The 15,052-nt window shown below is 65.5% G+C and carries 15 protein-coding genes; 7 read left to right on the top strand and 8 right to left on the bottom strand.

What is annotated here, in order from left to right:
* The first annotated feature begins 163 nt into the window (after nt 1-163).
* Nucleotides 164-496, top strand: a complete 333-nt coding sequence (locus ACFQGD_RS03815) for a M81 family metallopeptidase (protein WP_345407523.1) — start codon at nt 164-166, stop codon at nt 494-496.
* Nucleotides 497-500: 4 nt separating this feature from the next.
* On the opposite strand, the gene ACFQGD_RS03810 is transcribed toward ACFQGD_RS03815, so the two are convergent.
* Both ACFQGD_RS03810 and ACFQGD_RS03805 read right to left on the bottom strand, forming a co-directional pair.
* Complete coding sequence (locus tag ACFQGD_RS03810) at nt 501-803, bottom strand: DUF5988 family protein (protein WP_345407520.1); 303 nt, start codon at nt 801-803, stop codon at nt 501-503.
* Between the two features lie 52 nt (nt 804-855).
* Nucleotides 856-1,917 carry a nucleotidyltransferase family protein gene (locus tag ACFQGD_RS03805; RefSeq protein ID WP_345407517.1) on the bottom strand — a complete coding sequence of 354 codons (1,062 nt, stop codon included), beginning with the start codon at nt 1,915-1,917 and terminating at the stop codon, nt 856-858.
* 219 nt (nt 1,918-2,136) lie between these two features.
* Here ACFQGD_RS03805 and ACFQGD_RS03800 point away from each other — a divergent pair, with 219 nt between their 5' ends.
* From ACFQGD_RS03800 to ACFQGD_RS03790, 3 genes are all read left to right on the top strand, one after another.
* A complete protein-coding gene (locus ACFQGD_RS03800; protein WP_345407514.1) occupies nt 2,137-3,528 on the top strand; it encodes a helix-turn-helix domain-containing protein in 1,392 nt (463 codons plus the stop codon).
* Nucleotides 3,529-3,718: 190 nt separating this feature from the next.
* The gene (locus tag ACFQGD_RS03795; protein ID WP_345407511.1) at nt 3,719-4,204 is read left to right on the top strand and encodes a hypothetical protein; all 486 of its coding nucleotides are present in this window, start codon (nt 3,719-3,721) and stop codon (nt 4,202-4,204) included.
* Between the two features lie 20 nt (nt 4,205-4,224).
* Nucleotides 4,225-5,781, top strand: a complete 1,557-nt coding sequence (locus ACFQGD_RS03790; protein ID WP_345407508.1) for a S8 family serine peptidase — start codon at nt 4,225-4,227, stop codon at nt 5,779-5,781.
* Between the two features lie 35 nt (nt 5,782-5,816).
* On the opposite strand, the gene ACFQGD_RS03785 is transcribed toward ACFQGD_RS03790, so the two are convergent.
* Nucleotides 5,817-6,494, bottom strand: a complete 678-nt coding sequence (locus ACFQGD_RS03785) for a hypothetical protein (RefSeq protein ID WP_345407505.1) — start codon at nt 6,492-6,494, stop codon at nt 5,817-5,819.
* A 19-nt stretch (nt 6,495-6,513) separates the two neighbouring features.
* Nucleotides 6,514-7,881, bottom strand: coding sequence for a S8 family peptidase (locus ACFQGD_RS03780; RefSeq protein ID WP_345407502.1), 1,368 nt, complete (start codon nt 7,879-7,881; stop codon nt 6,514-6,516).
* Between the two features lie 94 nt (nt 7,882-7,975).
* On the opposite strand from ACFQGD_RS03780, the gene ACFQGD_RS03775 reads away from it, so the two are divergent.
* Complete coding sequence (locus ACFQGD_RS03775) at nt 7,976-9,211, top strand: M15 family metallopeptidase (protein ID WP_345407499.1); 1,236 nt, start codon at nt 7,976-7,978, stop codon at nt 9,209-9,211.
* 7 nt (nt 9,212-9,218) lie between these two features.
* Here the strand turns inward: ACFQGD_RS03775 and ACFQGD_RS03770 are convergent, their stop codons facing one another.
* The gene (locus tag ACFQGD_RS03770) at nt 9,219-9,479 is read right to left on the bottom strand and encodes a DUF1918 domain-containing protein (protein WP_345407496.1); all 261 of its coding nucleotides are present in this window, start codon (nt 9,477-9,479) and stop codon (nt 9,219-9,221) included.
* Between the two features lie 104 nt (nt 9,480-9,583).
* On the opposite strand from ACFQGD_RS03770, the gene ACFQGD_RS03765 reads away from it, so the two are divergent.
* Nucleotides 9,584-10,363: a hypothetical protein gene (locus ACFQGD_RS03765; protein ID WP_345407493.1), complete on the top strand. Its 780-nt coding sequence runs from the start codon at nt 9,584-9,586 to the stop codon at nt 10,361-10,363.
* 46 nt (nt 10,364-10,409) lie between these two features.
* On the opposite strand, the gene ACFQGD_RS03760 is transcribed toward ACFQGD_RS03765, so the two are convergent.
* The 3 genes from ACFQGD_RS03760 to ACFQGD_RS03750 all read right to left on the bottom strand — a co-directional run bounded on the left by ACFQGD_RS03760 (nt 10,410) and on the right by ACFQGD_RS03750 (nt 12,366).
* Nucleotides 10,410-10,835, bottom strand: a complete 426-nt coding sequence (locus ACFQGD_RS03760) for a hypothetical protein (RefSeq protein ID WP_345407490.1) — start codon at nt 10,833-10,835, stop codon at nt 10,410-10,412.
* 176 nt (nt 10,836-11,011) lie between these two features.
* Entirely contained in the window at nt 11,012-11,875 is an 864-nt protein-coding gene (locus tag ACFQGD_RS03755) for a fumarylacetoacetate hydrolase family protein (RefSeq protein WP_345407487.1), read from the bottom strand.
* A gap of 146 nt (nt 11,876-12,021) precedes the next feature.
* The gene (locus tag ACFQGD_RS03750; protein WP_345407484.1) at nt 12,022-12,366 is read right to left on the bottom strand and encodes a histone-like nucleoid-structuring protein Lsr2; all 345 of its coding nucleotides are present in this window, start codon (nt 12,364-12,366) and stop codon (nt 12,022-12,024) included.
* Nucleotides 12,367-12,746: 380 nt separating this feature from the next.
* Here ACFQGD_RS03750 and pknB point away from each other — a divergent pair, with 380 nt between their 5' ends.
* Nucleotides 12,747-14,825 carry a Stk1 family PASTA domain-containing Ser/Thr kinase gene (pknB, locus tag ACFQGD_RS03745; protein WP_390221007.1) on the top strand — a complete coding sequence of 693 codons (2,079 nt, stop codon included), beginning with the start codon at nt 12,747-12,749 and terminating at the stop codon, nt 14,823-14,825.
* Nucleotides 14,826-15,052 lie beyond the last annotated feature (227 nt).

Genomic DNA, 15,052 nt, shown 5'->3' with positions numbered 1-15,052 from the left:
CTGGAATGGCCCCCTTGTCGCACGGGACCAACGGGACGTTGGGTTGGTCGGGTATGCCGAGACACCGGCCCCGGAGGCTGCTCTTATGCGGTTCGCGATGCTCGCACCGTGCCATGACACCCGTTCACTCACCACGGCGGACACCACCGGCCACCGTGGCGAGATGACAGTCGTTGTGCTGCCCTCCCGACACGACGGTCGGGCACCGTGCGAAGACGGGTTCGTACCGCGAGACGTGACCGACGACATGCTCGACGAGTTGGCGTTACGGGGACCGTGGGACGGTGTACTCGTCATCCTCGACGGCCAGTCAGCGCGCGACGGGCACGACTCCGCCGCCCGGCGGATGGGCAAGCGAGTACGCCACATCTTGGGTCCGGACGTTCCCGTCGGCACGGTCGACAACGTCCACACCGACATCGCTGATCAGCTCAGCGAGGGACTGGTGGTGCTGTCGGCCCTGCGCAGGATCGCCCTCGGTCCAGCGGCGGGGTGATCCGCTACTCGGCGACCCTTGTCCGGTCCGTCCAGGCGAATACCGGGATCAGCCTTCCGTTCCTCGTGACGTAGGAGTCGAACTCGAAATGGTCGTAGCCGTTGGCGCACGGGATCTTCAGCCTGCCATCGGCTACCTGGGCCCTCGTGACCATCACCCCCGGCGCGGCGAAGGGACATCCGCGTAGCTCCGCAGGCATGAGCGGTTCGCCTCCTCGTTGCTCGCCAGCGTCGGCCAGATCGTCTGGAGCGGCTTCCGACCGTTCCGAGCCCAGGGACGGATGGCGGTCCGGTGTGATGTCAGTCATAGTTCCAGCCTCACAGTGACCACGGGCGACGCTGAGAGGGCGAGTTCTGGCACTAGCGCTGCCCGCGTGCCCTCGCGAGCTCCTCCGGTTTGCCGACGTCTTGCCAGGGATCGTCCATCCGCCACACACCCACCGGCTCACCACGCTCGAGGCACTCCTCGAACAGGTTGGTGATCGGATAGAGCTTTCCCTTCGGCACGCGTGACAACAAGAACGGCTCAAGCACGTAGATGCCGCTGTTCACCGGCCAGGTATGCACTGGCTTCTCCGCGATGCGCCGTAGCCAGCCGTTCTCGTTCTCGACGACGCCGAACGGCACCTCATGGTGATACTCACTCGCGGCGATGGTCGCCACCGCGCCGCGAGCGGCATGGGCGTCGAGTAGCTTGCCGACAGCGAAACCAGTCACCAAATCGCCGTTAAGGACGAGTAGCGGTTCATCGGGCTGCGATTCGAAATCGCATAACAGGCGCAACGGCCCACCGGTCCCCAAGGGTTGATCTTCATCATCCCATAAATACTCGATGGCACATCCGAAGGCGGAACCATCGCCGAAGTATTCCTGGATCATATGACCAAGGTAGTTGACGGAAACGAGTATTCGCCGAATTCCAGAACTAGCGAGATGCAGGATCAAATGCTCCAAAATAGGGCGTCCCGCTACCCGCACCATCGGCTTGGGAATCGTGTTCGTCACCGGCGCGAGACGTTTTCCGAAACCGCCGGCTATGATGACTGCCCAGTTCCGTCGATGCGGCGTTCCTATCATGCCGTTCGCGGCATGCAACCCAACCACCCTGCCACTGTCGTCGACCACGGGGACCTGCGAAACACCGACCGCACGCATCACGTCGATCACGCGCGACCTCGTGTCGTCCTTGGTGGTGACAACCGCGGGCTCGGTCACCAAATCACCGGCACAGGAATCGATGTCACTACCGTTCACGAGTGCGGCACGAACGTCCTCCGCCGTGACGGCACCGATGAGTCGTGATTCGGAATCGACGAGAAAAGCGGTGTCGAAACCCGTCAAATGCATGGCGGCTAGACAATTTCGCAGCGAGGATTTTGAGGGCAGAAGTGCGTCGGAAAGAGAGACCTGGCGCGTATCCATAAGAACTCCTGCACAGCTTTTGGCCACAGGTATCGAATTAACCGTCATAGACCGAGGAAGGAGCAACCAGGGGACCAGTTAAACCCTGGTGAAAAATCACTCCGGAGCCCGCGACGTGAAGCGGATAGAAGTGCTCGCCGATAGGACAGCAGGGAGCATCGCCACGTTCGTAGCGTCGAACACCTGGAGCATTCGACTCTCAGGAAAGGGGCACGGCACATGCAGACGAACGCCGACCCGCCGATCGGACAACTCATTCGGTCAGCACGACAGCGGCTCAAGATCAGCCAGTACGAACTCGCCGATCGTCTCGCGGCGATCTCAGGCAAGGCCACCATGGGCAGAGATCGGGTCGCCCGCTGGGAGCGAGGACGCCAGGTACCGCGCGACGAGTGGCGCCAGTGGCTGTCGGTCGCGCTCCAAATCCCGAAGTCCACGCTGGACGCGGGAGCCGCCGCCGCGCGGCGACGCAGCCAGCTCGGGCACGCGGCTGTGACCGCCAATCCGCCGGTCAACTCGAACACGTCTCGCCGCAACCAAGGCTCACCCGCGCTGTTGCCGGTGTTCCGCTCGCGAGTGCAGGCGGGCATCCTCGCCGCGACACTGATGAACCCGAACCGGGCGTTCAGTCTCACCGAGCTCGCCGACCACGCGGGTGGCTCGCTCGCGTCGGTGTCGAAGGAGAGCGACTTGCTCGAGGCCGCGGGCATCCTCGCGCGGCGCAACGAGGGCACGGTCCGGCTGGTCCGAGCCGTGACCGACCGGCCGATCGTCGGCCCGCTCACCGACCTGATCCGGGTCACCTACGGCGTGCCGCAAGTGCTCGGCGAAGAACTCGGCCGCGTGCCGGGGATCAGCAGGATCACGGTATGCAGCACCTGGGCGGAGCGGTTCGCGGGCCTCCCGGGAATCGATCCAACGATGATCCAGATCAGGCTCACGGTGCCCGACGAGTCGGCGCTGGACGAACCGGAGCTGGAAGCCGCGATCGACAGGGCGAGCAAGCGCGTTCACCGTGAGATCAAGTACACCATCGTCGGCACCGACGACGCCAAGGCCGAGGTGAACGGCGTGCCGATTCCGCGACAGCGCGACCGCCGCCCGGTCGTCGACGTCGCGATCCTGCGCAGACCGGCGGGTCACCCATCGATCGTGGCGTCATGGGAGCAGGGGCAGGAGGTCATCAGCGAGCTGCTCGATGAGGGCCAGCTCGAGCTGATCAGCGGCACGGACGCCGACGCGACACCGTTCTTCGAGCTCGCGGAATCCCACCTGGACGCGTCGGACCAGCTCGCGACGAGCGCCCCGGCGTCGGCTTTCCTGCTCGTCTGCGAGGCCGCCCAGCTGATCGGGTCGGGCATGCTCGCGAGGCAAGGACTACGACCAGCGGCGAACGCGGCGTTGAACGTCGTCAGTCGCGCGGTTACCGCGCAATTCGGCCTGCGGTTCTCGCAGATAGAACTGCTGCGGCAGCGAGCGCTCGAACTCGCGACACCGACCAGCCGCGACAACCGTGCCACCTCGGCCGACGTCGCCGATTACGCACCCACCGTCCGTTCCCTGCTCGACGCGGCGCGCACGCTGACGCCCCGGCTGGGGGTGTATGCCTGAGTCGACTGGACATCCGCTGGTGACCGCGTCCCGCCATGTCGGTGGCAAGCTTGACCACTCGCCACAGCACATCGTAAAGTCAATCATTAGTTGAGATATTCGTTTCATTTATTATCACTCGGCGTTACATCGCGGCCACGCGCCCGCGGTACCCGGGTGACATCTCCGGGACGACAGCCAGGAGTCCGCGATGAGCATCGAGTCCGCCCCGACGTCACTGCGGCATCACCCCACCCACATCTCGAAGCGGACACCCAGGACGCTGCCAACCGCCGAGAAGCACTACACCGCGCGGCTGTATCGGGAGGTCTACGGCTGGGCGGTCGATGAGACGGGCTCACTGCAGATGGGCGGTGGGATGGTCGGCGCACTGGTGCAGGCGCTCTTCGCGGGCGCGACTGCGGAGTACCTGCAGCGCCAGGAGTCCTGCGGACCAGTGCTCGACCTCGGCATGGGCGTCGACGGCTGGGTGTTCCTCGCCGACCCCAACGAGTTGGTGCTCTCCCAGCCGGAAATGCCGCCGGGCGTCACCGTGCTCGGCTGCCCGTACAAGGTCCCACTTCCCACGGCCACCAATCGTGGCGTGCGGTGGATCAACCCGCCGCGCAGCAGGGCTCGCTGGCTTCCCACGCTCGCAACCGTGCTCGCCGCGGCCATCGCGGCGAGCCCGAGCTGATCTAAGGAAGAGGAGCCCCCATGTCCCAACGCGGCCGGTTGGCGCGTATCGCGAGTATCGCTTTCGTCGTGCTGATGTTCTTCGGTCCCGCGAGCGCGGCGGCGAATCCACTGGGCGGCCTGGCCGATACCGCCCCGATCGACCCGTGGCTCGCCAGCAAGCTGGACGCCGTCTCGGCGACCGAGGATCTGACGGTGCTCATCCACGGCACGAGCCTGGCGGCCGCCCGTTCCGGCGCCGAGAGGGCGGGACTGGAACGGCTCGGTGACCTGGAAAGGATCGGCGTCACGATCGCACGCGGTACTCCGCCGCAGGTGACACTCGCGGCACGGCAAGCCGGCGTTAGCTACGTGGAGGGCAACCAGCCGATCGAGCTGTTCACCACGAGCTCGCACGACGCGACACGTGGCAGCGAGGTGCTCACGGACTCATTCGCCAGGTCGGGGACGCGACTCGACGGCAGTGGGGTCTCGGTCGCGGTCATCGACACCGGCGTCGACCCCACCCATCCGTTCTTCCAGACCGAGAACGGCGACAGCATCGTCGTGGCGAACCTCAAGTACCTCTGCGGCGTCGTGCGCACCAACCTCGACGCGTGTTTCACCGACGTCGGTCCACTTGTCGACACCGACACCCTCTCGGCGGGCGGCCACGGCACCCACGTCAACGGCATCGTGGCCGGGCAGCCGACCGAGCTCGCGGGCGGCGCGACGGCGAGCGGCGCGGCACCCGGAGCGCGGCTGGTGTCACTGTCGATGGGTGCGGGCTTGGCGATCATCAACGCCAACATGGCGCTGGAATGGGTGCTGAACAACCACGAAGCGCCATGCGGTGATGGCGTTTCCGCCGCGGAATGTCCGCCGATCAAGGTCACCAACAACTCCTATGGACCGGCGTCCGGCGGCTCATTCAACCCCGAGTCGGCGACCGCCAAGCTGCAGCGAGAACTGGCCGCGCAGGGTGTCGTCACGGTGTGGGCCAACGGCAATGGCGGCGGTGACGGCAGCGTCAACCGAGCCAACCCACCCGGTCAGGACCCCACGCCGGGGATCATCTCGGCGGCGTCCTACTTCGACAAGGACACGGGCACCCGCGACGGCGTGCTATCCGGCTACTCCTCGCGGGGCGACCGAACCGAGCCGTCGACCTGGCCGGACATCTCCGCACCAGGCGAGAACATCACGTCGGCCTGCCGCCCGCAATTGGCGATCTGCTCCAGCGGCGGTGCGCCCCAGTCCGGGAAGAACGTCAAGGACGTCGCCGCGTTCAACACGATCAGTGGGACGTCGATGGCGGCTCCGCACATCGCGGGCATCGTGGCGCAACTGTTCCAGCTCGATCCGTCGGCGACGCCAGGAGATGTCGAGCACGCGTTGAAGTCGACCGCATACCGCTACGAGGACGGCGCACCGTACCGCGACGTCGGCGACTACCGGAGCTCCTACGACAAGGGCACCGGGCTCGCCGACGTCGTCGGTGCGGTCGAGGCACTCGGCGGGCACCAGGCGATGGCGGAAGCCGGTTCCGACTCGTCGTCCGACACCGATTCGGAACCGGCGGCGACCTGCGGCGGGTAACTCCCAGCCACGATCGGGCTGGGAGTGGCGGCGGATCAGAACCGCCACTCCCAGCCCGCCGCGTTGGCCATGACACCGTTGAGGATCAACGTGCCCTCGCTGACCGGCAGCCGGAGTTCCACCGTCCTCGAGTACTCACGGTTGGGCTCGAACTCGTCCGGCCACGCGGTGCCAGCGGCTTCGCTGCACTCGCCTGGCCATGCCCCGTGTCTGCGGCCGTCTGGGCCGATGGCTTCGAAGAAGCCGGGCGTGAGGATGCGTCCCAGCATGCTCGCGCGCTCCGTGTCCGACCCCGTATGGACCGTGATGTGCAGACGCACGATGTGCTCGGACGCACGGGTGCGATAACCGACGTCGCACGGCGGGTCCACGACGATGTCCTCGATCGCGAAGGTGTTCTGATCTGGCTGCTGTTCCGAGCCGAAACCCGCGAGCTCACCCAGTTCCTTCGGAATGGTGCCGCGTTCGGTGAGCGTGAGCGGCGGCTCGGTTCGCGTCGCGCTCGGTGGTGCCGTCGCGGCACGGTTGTCGGCACGGTCAGACCGCTCGGGCGCCCCCGAGTTCGCGGCCAACACCACACCCGCACCCGCGGCGACAACCGCCGCCGTCACGGCCAGCCCGATGATCTTTCCACGTACGGGGTGCTGAGCGGCCGCGTCACGCTGGCGCTTGCGCGCGAGATCGCCGACCTCGGTGCCCCTGGCCTTACTCATTGCCTCGTCGCCTTGCTCATCACGGTTCGTACCGAGATCGCCGGAACCGTTGCGTCGCGCCGACAACAGCGAGCACCGCTGTCATCACTCCCACCGCCGCCAGCCCACTCCAGATCGCCTTGAGGGGTAGCCCTGAGTTCGTGCTCCCACCCGGGGGGCCTGACGCCGGCGGCCCCACCGGCGCGGCCTCGTCGGTCGTCTTCGGTGACGCGGCGCGGTCGCCACCGTCAGGTGCGGGATCGCGAGAAAAGGTCACCGAGCGGGAATCTCCAGGGCGGGGATCGGACCCAGCGTCGGCGCCGGGTGGGGGCGACTGTCGCGGCGGCCTCGGCTGTTCGGTTCGCTGTCTGAGCGCCCCGTTCGGCTCGGTCCCGCTCGCGCTGGTCGTCGTCGGTGCTGCGTCCCGCTTCCGCAACGCCAGCGCGGCGGTCGCGTCGATAAGGCCGTGGCGGGTTCCCGCGAGCGGGCGCGCGGTGGACTGCAACGACCGCAGCACGTCCTCCCTGCCCCGGTCGGGGTGTTGCGACAGCAACAAGGCCGCTGCCCCCGACACATGCGGCGCCGCCATCGACGTGCCCTCGAGGAGCGCGTACGAACCTCCTGGAACGGTCGACTTGACGCAGGTCCGCGGGCTACACGCGGTCAGCCCCGCGGCACCGTCGTCGCCGCCGGGCGCGGCGAGCGATACGGATCCGCCCCGTGTCGAGTAGGACGCGATCTCACCGTCGGGGCCCGTCGCGGCGACGATCACCGCGTCGGAGCCGTAGTCCTCGCTGATGGGGACGGTGCTGTTGCCCGCGGCGAAGACGACGACAACACCGGCGCGTGCGGCGTGTTCGACAGCGGCCGCCACCGCCTCGCTCGAGAACACCCCGGGAACGAGCGTGCCGAGCGACAGATTGATCACGTCGACGCCTTTGGCGACGGCGAACCCGATCCCTCGTGCGACGTCGTCGGACGCTCCGGTACACGAATTTCGCGCCGAGTCGTACGCGAGCACCTGGACGGCATACACCCGCGCTTGGGGAGCGACACCGTAACGACCCGAAACGACGGTCCCCGCGACGTGAGTGCCGTGTTCACATCTGTCCGCGCGGTGCTCCTTGTCCTCGCACCCGGACTCACTGTCGATGCAGAGCGCGCGACCGGCGATGCGCCCCTTGAGGTCGGGATGCGTGTAGTCCACCCAGGTATCGATGACGGCGACGGTCACGCCTTCGCCCCAGTCACCCTGAGGTTGCGCGCCGGGGATCGTGGCCTGCTCGAAATTCCAGGTCCGCTCTTGCCGATTTTCCTGGGCAACATAGCGAACAGTGCTCGCGTCCGCCGCCGACGCCGCGAAAACACCGAAGAGAAGGACCGCGACAATCGGGACCAGCGCTCGCATACCGCCTCCCGTTACGCCACTTAGCAAGTAAAATAACAGTTGCAGCTAGTGGACTTCAAGTGCTACATAGAGATAACGACACCGGAGGTGGTGAGTGACGCGATTGCCTTTCCGGAAGTCGACTCGCGGCCACGGACGCCATCTGTTCGCGTCCACCGCCGTAGTCGCCACCACCCTGCTCACCGGCTGCGGTCCACACGCGGACTCGGCGGACGACGGCCCGGCGCCCGGCACGCGTGATCAGTTTGTCCCGGCCGCGGTCGAGTTCACCAATCCCATCGACACCGAATGGTCAGTACCGCCCCCACCTCGATTGACCGGCGAGCTGGAACGCGCGGACATGCTCGTGATCGGCGCATCGCCGCTGCCCGCGAGGCTCAGGAACCGCATCGACTCGATGCCCCAGGTGCGTGCGACGATTCCGCTCGCGATGGCTTCGGTTCGAGTGGCGGACAGGTCGATCACCGTGGCGGCCGTCGACTCCGCCAGCTATCGCAGATTCACCCCAGAAGCGACCGCCACAACGGACGGCGTGTGGGACGCGGTCGCCGCGGGGGAGGTAGTACTCAGCCACCAGATCGCTGACGACCTCAGCCAACCACTGGGCGGGACGCTCACCGTGCGGCAACGCGGCGACGGACTGCCATTGCGGGTTGGGGCCTATGCCACGACGCTCCCGCGAGTCCACGCCATCGTGAACGAGCGGCGTGGTGACCAGCTGGGCATCTCCCAGCACAACGCGCTCGTCGTCGCGTTGCGCCACGACGACATCGCCGAGGGAACGCGGGATGTGCGGAAAGTCGTGCGCGATCGCGCCCGTGTCGACCCGTTGCACCCAACGACAGCGACTAGGGGCTCGCACACCGCACTACTCACCGGAGGTGCGGTCGCGGACGCGGTCGGCAGCTTCAGTTACCGCTACTTCCCCGACGGCACGGTGGCGCCCCAGCGGGAGTGGGTCAACGCGAACATCCGAACCGAGTCGGTGCCGATCCTGGGCACGGTCACCTGTCACCGAGTGATGTTGCCACAGTTGCGCGCCGCGCTTTCCGAGGTGGAGCGACGCGGACTCACCGCGGCTATCGATCCAGACGATTACGGCGGCTGCTACTTCCCCCGATTCATCGGATACGACCCCGACAGAGGCCTTTCCTTGCACACCTGGGGTATCGCCATCGATCTCAACGTGGCGGGCAACCACAGGGGCACCAAGGGCGAGATCGACCGAGACGTCGTCGCGATCTTCAAGAAGTGGGGCTTCGCCTGGGGCGGCGACTGGGACTGGACCGATCCCATGCACTTCGAGCTCGCCGCACTCGTCCGCCACTGATCCAGCGTTAGCCGCGCACGGTCAGCCGTCGCCACCACCGCGGTACGCGCCGCTGCGTCCGGCGACGCTGCCTGCTGGCCGCGGCCCGTTTCACGATCCGCGCGTCGGGCCCGGGAACGACAAGCGACGTGTAGCCGTTGCCGCCCCAACGCACGAGAAACGGCGGCAGGCCGTCCGGCGTACCGACGTCGAGAATCACACCCTTCCTGGGAGCTTGGTCAACGCTGGCTCGTTCAATGATCAACCAGTCGCCACGTTCGGCACGCACCGCGACACCTCCTCGGGATAGCACACCCTCATTACGGATTGCTACGTTTCATCATCAAAATAGACTATTTCAAATATGTCCACCTGCTTCTAGGATGTACCACCATGGGCAGACAGACGCCGACGACGTTCGACCACTGCCCCCTCGCCCCCCTGCTACGTCGTCGTGGTCCGGCTTCGCTCGCCCTTGTGGCCGCGCTCTGCGGTATCGCGTTGGTACTGATCACGGCTGGGTGCGGACCGAGAGTGGAGTACCGCCAGATCACCGCGGCGGGTGGACCCGGCGCGGGTGGGGCGACCCCAGAGCCGACGACAGCCGCGCCGCTTCCGACGCGGCACGCGGCCCCGACAACGACACCCGAGGCAGCACCGAACCGCGACAAGCCGAAGGGCAAGCGCGCGAAGCCCCGAACAACAAGAACACCACGAACCGGCGGACCGCCGCTGGCGAGCGCGACCATTCGCCCCGACCCCGTCGCGGTCACACCACAGACGAAAGCGAACGGTCGTTGCGACTGGATGGCCAACTTCGAGCACGGGAAGGAAGGCCGCCCCGCGAACTGGATCATCCTGGACACCGGCGCGTGGGGCAGGGCGGAGGTACCAGGTAACCGCATCTGGATCGCGCCGCGAACACCGTGCGACAAGGTGTACTCCGTCGCGGTGCACGAGTGGACGCATCACATGCAGGGACACGTGTATCGCGATTGGGCGGAAGTCGAACGCGAACTGGCGCCCTACGGTGGACCTGAGATGGTCGCCGACTGCGGCGCGCTGCTGCTCGGCGCGACGTGGATCAAGTATGGCTGTCCCGGGCAGTTCTCCACCGACGCCGCCGCGGCCATCCTCCGAGGCGAACGACCTCGGTTACGGTCCCGACGCTGACCGAGCACCGCGCCACGGCCGCGCCGATTCACGAGCGTCGGCGGGATTAGCGCCCGGGCGTCCGGTCGGCAGCGTCGAGCGCGACGACGCGCAGGAACCACAGCGCCATGATCCCGTCGAACAGCTGTTGCGGCAGGTTGGCGCTCACGTCATCGACGACACCGACCGGAAGATGCGGACCAAGGATGTGGCGAATCCGGCGCGCGAGCCGCTTCACGACATCCTGCGGAACCCACGGACCATCGGACAACGCGTTGACAGCGACGAGCACGCCATCCCACGGACCGTGAAACACCAAGTCGTCTAGCACCCGCTCGGCGGAAGAACCGAACCGCGCCACCGTCTCGTTGGTGCGATCGGGAGTGGACGACAGCCCGAGCGTCATCACCTCGACGTTGAAAAGGGTGAGGTCGTCCCGCACTGGTTCGAGTGAGTCGGCGCCCTGGTACGGAGCGATCATGGCGAAACGCATCGAACTCACCTTTCGCTCGACTTCCCATGACACCGGTTTTATTCTCTAGAATCTGAGCTTCATTAAATGGTATGAAGGTCGGCGGTAAGTGTCAAAGACACCGCGAGACAGCCAGTACCTAGCGATGCCGCCCAGACCCAGCTCACCGGCATGATGACGGCCAACCCACGCGCGGATCAGGCCGAGGCGCAGGTGGTCCGCTGCTTGCCGAGCCCCTCGACCTCAACCTCGACCACATCACCCGCACGCAGGTAATCGAACCGACCCGACAGCGCGACGCCCTGCGGCGTGCCGGTGTTAATCAGATCGCCGGGTTCGAGCACCATGAACCGCGACAGGTGCCACACGATCTCGGCAGCGGAAAAGATCATGTCGGACGTCTTGGAGTCCTGCCGAGGTTCACCGTTCACCCACGACCGCAGCGTCAGCGCTTGCGGATCGGCGACGTCCTCGGCTGGCACGAACCACGGACCGACTGGGTTGAAGGTCTCGCAGGATTTGCCCTTCGACCACTGCCCACCGGGACGGCCGAGCTGGAAGTCACGCTCGGAGACGTCATTCGAGGTCACAAAACCCGCGATGCAGGCACGGGCCGCATCCGGCGAGTCGAGATAGCGGGCCCGCCGCGCGATGACGACGCCGAGTTCCACTTCCCAATCGGTCTTCGTCGAACCGCGGGGAATCAGCACGTCGTCGTAAGGACCGACGACGGTGTTCGGTGCCTTGTAGAACAGAATGGGTTCGCTGGGCGGATCGTCACCGGACTCGGCGGCGTGCGCCGCGTAATTCTGCCCTATACACAGCACCGAACCAGGCCGCGCGATCGGTGCCGCGATCCTGATGTCGTCCCGATGAACGGGCGACAGTTCTCCAGCTTCGTACGCGGACCGGACACGGCGCACACCGCCAGACGCGAAGAACGTGCCATCGATATCGAGAGTCAGATCGCGCAGATCGTAATAGCGATCGTCGTCGCCGAGTAGCACTGGCCGTTCCAAGCCAGTTACGCCGATCCGCATGAGCCTTAGCCGCCCGGCCATACCCGCTCCCACCCATCAATTAATGAAATCGAGAGTTCATTCTTCGCGAGAATAGGGAGGGGCGCGGCTACCGTCAAGGAACCCGCTTACGCTCACCGGGTGAGGCTCGATCCACTAACCGGACGAGCCTCACCCCGGCGCGTTCACTACTTCTTTTTCCGCTGGTGGTAAGCCTCGACCACGTCAGCGGGAATCCGGCCTCGATCCGAGATCTCGTAGCCCTGTTTGCGCGCCCACGCCCGAATGGCCTTGTTCTGGTCTCGATCCCCGGTCTGCGCGGCCGATCCCTTCGACGCGCGACCGGCACGCTTACGGCCACCGATTCGACGAGCGTGTTCGACATAGTGCGCGATCGAGTCACGCAGTTCGCCAGCGTTGGTGTCTGACAAGTCGATTTCGTACGTGATGCCGTCAAGGCCGAACTGCACGGTCTCAGCGGCTTCGGAACCGTCGAGGTCATCAACGATCTCGACAAGCACTTTCTGTGCCATGGATCCTCCTGTGGCTAGGCTCAACGAGCGACAATCTCTTTAGGCGATGAAGCTCGGAAACACGGTCAATGTTCATGTTAACCGTTAGGCCTCACGCCGAAGCATGGCGGTTAGCGTATCAGCGGGATTAGTCACGCCCACGAATACCGGCTCACCGCTTTTCATCCACCCAAGTGTGGGAAATCCTGACCACGTCACCCCTGAGAGCGCGCGCTCCCAATGCGAGAACACATTGCCGATGCCATCCTGAACTCCACACATCCGACAAGCAGGCGGCGGAACGGACAACCATCAGCGATGGGTAGCGGAACGGTTTCGGAACGTGCTCGATAACGCCACGAGATTTGACGACACGTCCATTATATGTTTCATTAAACAAAATGAGTACTTCGTACGAGCGAGGTGACGTGTCGGAGGGGCCGGCATCGTCGGCGACGCCGGCCGGACCTCGCCTGCTCGCCGAGCGGTACGAAGTGAGCACCCTCATTGGCCGTGGCGGCATGTCCGATGTCTGGCGGGGGCGAGACGTTCGCCTCGGCCGCGAAGTCGCGATCAAGATCCTGCGCGCTGATCTAGTCAGAGACGAGTCGTTCCAGGAACGCTTCCGCGCGGAGGCATGTCACTCGGCCGCGCTGAACCACCCGGCGATCGTCTCGCTTTACGACACGGGCGAAACGGAAGGTCCCTCGGGGACAACCCCGTTCATCGTCATGGAATACGTCGACGGCAGGACGCTACGCGACATTCTCAGTACGAACGGGGCGCTCGACACCAAGCACGCGTTACGCGTCATGGCTGACGTCTGCGCCGCGCTCGACTTCTCGCACCGCCACGGCGTCATCCACCGTGATGTCAAGCCGGGCAACATCATGCTCACCAACTCCGGTGCGGTGCGGGTCATGGATTTCGGTATCGCCCGCGCCGCCCATGACGCCAGGGCGGGGATGACGCTACCGAGCGCCGTCATCGGAACAGCGCATTACCTGTCGCCGGAACAAGTGCGCGGCCAGCGGGTCGATGCCCGCAGCGACGTCTACGCCGCGGGCTGCACGTTGTACGAGTTGCTCACCGGGCGGCCGCCATTCACCGGCGACTCCCCCGTGGCGGTCACCTACCAGCATCTGCAGGAAACCCCGGCAGCGCCGTCATCGGTGCGGCCATCGATCGGCGAAGACCTCGACGCCGTCGTACTGAAAGCGTTGACGAAAGGCGCGGCGAACCGGTACCAGAGCACCATCGAGATGCGTTCCGACCTGGTCAGAATACTCGCCGGCAAGCGCCCACGGGCGCCAAGGATCCTGGCCCCTGACCGGGTGGTGCCCGCCGCACCCACACAGCGGATTACGGCCGATGACACGAAGCGGCGTGAGGACACTGGCGCGCGGCGGGGAATGCCATACCTCGCCGCGTTTGGCGCGGCCGCGATGCTGATCTTCTTGCTCTGGCAGTTCAATCCCTGGGCCAACGAGCCGGTCGCGGCGATCCCGCGAATATCGGGACAGCAGTTCATGGCAGCGGAAAGCGAACTGCGCGAACTCGGCTTCACCCAGATCGAACGCAATGTCATACCATGCTGGGCGCAGGCCTTCGGCAAGAAACCGGTCTGCGGTAGCGATGAGTACGGCAGGGTACTCGGGACCACGCCAAGCGAAGGTACCAAGGTCGCCACCAGCACCGGGATCGTGGTGGATATCGGCCAAGCGCCACGACAATTCCAGATGCCGAGCCTCATCGGGAAGAAAAAGGGCAAGGTACGCGACCTGCTCGAGGAAAAGGGGTTGCTGCTCAACCCCAACATCAAGGAACTGGAGAACCGGAACCCCGCCCTTTCGAACCAGATCGTGCGGCAATACCCAGAGCCGGGCTATACCGTGGCACAGGGCGAAACGGTCAAATTGACCGTATACGAGCGGCCTACCATGGTGCGCGTCGTCGACTACACCGGAAAGAACGAGGAGGCCGCGCGCGCGGGGCTCAGCAGCGTCGGTTTCGAGGTTGTCACGGAATGGACGGCCTCGGCGGAACCGAAAGGTACCGTCGTCGCGCAGGAACCGAGTTCCGACAAAGCGGTCAAGGGCTCGTCGGTGGTCATCACGGTGTCCGATGGCTCGGAGCACCCCATGGCGATGCCCGACTTATTCGGGATGTCGGAAGGCGAAGCCCGCGAAGAGCTCACCGAATCAGGCCATACCGGCATCGTTCAAGTCGCCGACTACGACCTGGCAGAGAAATACCAGGACTATGACGGTCTCGTGGTCGCTACTCGTCCCGAGGAAGAGACGACGATCAAGCAGGCGGACCGGGTTGTCCTCTACATCGGGCAGTACCACAACGAGTCCGGGAAGTACGGTTCACCATCAGAACCGACGGAGCCTCCCGGCGAGTCCGAGGAACCACCCCCATCAGGCCCGCCACGGCCAGGGTTGCCACAGCACGCACCGCGAAGTGGGCGGCGATGAGCGACGACAACGACAAAAAGGAACCGCCGGGGCTGTCGACCAGCGAGATGTTGTGGATCTTGCTTGCCATCGCCGCTGTCCTGCTCATCTCGCGGCTGGCGCAAAACGTGTTCTAAGGCGATCGAGGACCTTCGACCCTGCCACGTACGACTCTTGGCGCTGCCACCCCGTTCTCACGGTGGCGCACGCTGGCGACAGCAGGCAGGCATAACCACGCGGAGGTGTGC

This window comes from Haloechinothrix salitolerans (assembly GCF_042662605.1).
GTDB lineage: Bacteria > Actinomycetota > Actinomycetes > Mycobacteriales > Pseudonocardiaceae > Haloechinothrix_A > Haloechinothrix_A salitolerans.
This window is presented reverse-complemented; position numbering and strand designations above follow the sequence as displayed.